This window comes from Paratractidigestivibacter sp. (assembly GCF_052362415.1).
Classification (GTDB): domain Bacteria; phylum Actinomycetota; class Coriobacteriia; order Coriobacteriales; family Atopobiaceae; genus Paratractidigestivibacter.
The window spans coordinates 525-2,773 of record NZ_DAWEMK010000161.1; the positions used below are offsets into that span (position 1 = coordinate 525).

Sequence of the window (2,249 nt, forward strand, 5' to 3'; positions counted from 1 at the left end):
AGAACACGATAATCGCCGTGAGGACGACGGCGAGGATCAAGATCCCGATGAATATCTTGTTCTGCGAGACCGCGGAAGGGCGAGGCGAGCGCCCTCCCCTGCCGCCCTGGCGGCCGCCACCCGCGCCGCCGCGCTGGGCCGGGGCATAGTCGGAGCCGGTGCGGCGGCGGACGTTGGGCCTGCCGGTATCCGCGATGTTCATCGAGGACCTGCGGCCGCGGATGGTGGAGGCGCGCTCGTAGGGGCGCGCGCCCTCGTCGTAGCGCATGTCATCGGTGTACTCGCGGGGGCGGACCGCCCTCGTGCTCACCTCGTCGCGCAGGTAGCGCTCCCCCGAGTAGCCGGAGTCGTTGATGCCGGGGCCCCGCATGTCGCTCGAGAGAAGCCTACGGGAGGGGTCGGACTGCTGCTCGTAGCGCCTGCGCTGGGAGTTGCGCCTGCGCTGGCGCTCAGCGCGGTTGCTCCCCGAGGCTTCGCCCGGGTACCTGGCGGTGTTTCCGTTGTAGGGCCTACGGCGCCTGGCGCCGGCAGTGTCCTGCTCAAAGCTCTGGGAGTTGTACGCCTCAGCGGCCGAGGGGCCGGAGCCCGCCAGCGGCATGGAGCGGCGCGGGGTGGCCGAGGTCGTCGTGGCGAACGCGCCGAGGTCGCCCGCGGGGCCGCCGGAGGCCGGCAGCAGCGCGTGGTACTCGACGTAGGCCTTAGGCCTGGAGCCCGCCTCGTTGACGACGTCGTAGCCGCGGACGCCGCGGCCCGCCTGCACGTCGCGCGTGTGGCGCCTGAGCTCATGGGAAGTAGAGCCGTTGACGTACTCGTAGAGCTCTTCCTGGAAAAGGTCGGTGATCTGCCTGGGGTTGAGACCGAGGTAGCGCGCGTACGACGAGAGCATGCCCTGGGCGTAGCCGCTCTGGGGCATGCGCTCGAAGTCGCCCTCCTCGAAAGCGACGAGGACATCCTCCCGAAGGCGGAGGATGCTTGACGCCTGCTGGATGCTGAGGCCCAGCTGGCGCCTCCTTGAGCCGAGCATCTCGCTGAAGCGAGGACGACGGATCATCGTCTGCTAAACCTCCTTGTACACCGTGTCTGCCATCTTCAGGTCCTCAAGGCCTTCTTTGTCCAGGAGCGCCTCGCGAGGCTTCGAGCCGTTCGCGGGGCCGACGACTCCCTTGGCCTCGAGCATGTCCATGATCCTGCCTGCCCTAGCATACCCAACCGAGAGCGCGCGCTGGAGGCTCGAGGTCGAACCGAGCTGAGAATCCACGACAATGCGCGCGGCCTCCCAGATCAGCGGGTCGTCGTCCTTCGGGGCGTCGGGGCCGGCGGGCGAGCCGGGCGCGTTGGGCACGACCGCGGTGAGGATGTCCTCGTGGTAGTCGGCCGTGACCTGCTCCTTGATGTACTTGACGGTCTGCTCGATCTCGGAGTCCGAGACCCAGCAGCCCTGGGCGCGGATGGGCTTCTTTCCTCGGAGCTTGACGAGCATGTCGCCCTTGCCGAGGAGCTGCTCAGCGCCCTTCTGGTCGAGGATGATGCGCGAGTTGAGCGAGTTGTCGACCGAGAGCGCGACGCGATTGTCGATGTTGGCGCGGATGAGGCCCGTGACGACGTCGGCCGAGGGGCGCTGGGTCGCGACGATCAGGTGGATGCCCGCGGCGCGGCCGAGCTGGGCGATGCGCACGATGGAGCTCTCGACGTCCTTGCCGGCTACCATCATCAGGTCGGCGAGCTCGTCGATGACGATGACGAAGTACGGCATGTGCTTCGGAGGGTTCTCCATGTCGGCGTATTTATCGCCGTCGACGTTGCCGTTGAAGGTCTTGATGTCGCGCACCTTGTAGTGCTCGAAGACCTTGAGGCGACGCTCCATCTCGGTCACGCCCCACTGAAGGGCGCTCGCCGCCTGGCGGGGCTCGGTGACCACGGGGACGTAGAGGTGCGGCAGGCCCGCGTAGCCGGTGAACTCGACGCGCTTGGGGTCGACCATGATCAGGCGGACCTGCTCGGGCGTGGCGCGCATGAGCATGCTCATGACGATGGCGTTGAGGAGCACGGACTTGCCCGAGCCGGTGGTGCCGGCGACGAGCAGGTGCGGCAGGCCCGAGAGGTCGACCACGATAGGCCGGCCCTCGGAGTCGCGGCCGAAGGCGCACTCCAGCGGGCCGCCCTTGGCGTAGGGCAGCACGTCAGAAAGGTAGACCGGCTGGGGCTTCTCGTTCGGGATCTCGATGCCGACGAGCGAGGTGCCGGGAATC

Annotated in this window: 2 protein-coding genes; both read right to left on the minus strand. The window is 68.1% G+C overall.

Going from position 1 to position 2,249, the window contains the following annotated elements:
• Nucleotides 1-1,051: helix-turn-helix domain-containing protein (locus ACT84W_RS10335; protein WP_444329148.1), on the minus strand; the 1,051-nt coding region annotated here is incomplete at its 3' end.
• 6 nt (nucleotides 1,052-1,057) lie between these two features.
• On the minus strand, nucleotides 1,058-2,249 hold a 1,192-nt coding region (locus ACT84W_RS10340), incomplete at its 5' end, for a DNA translocase FtsK (RefSeq protein ID WP_444329149.1).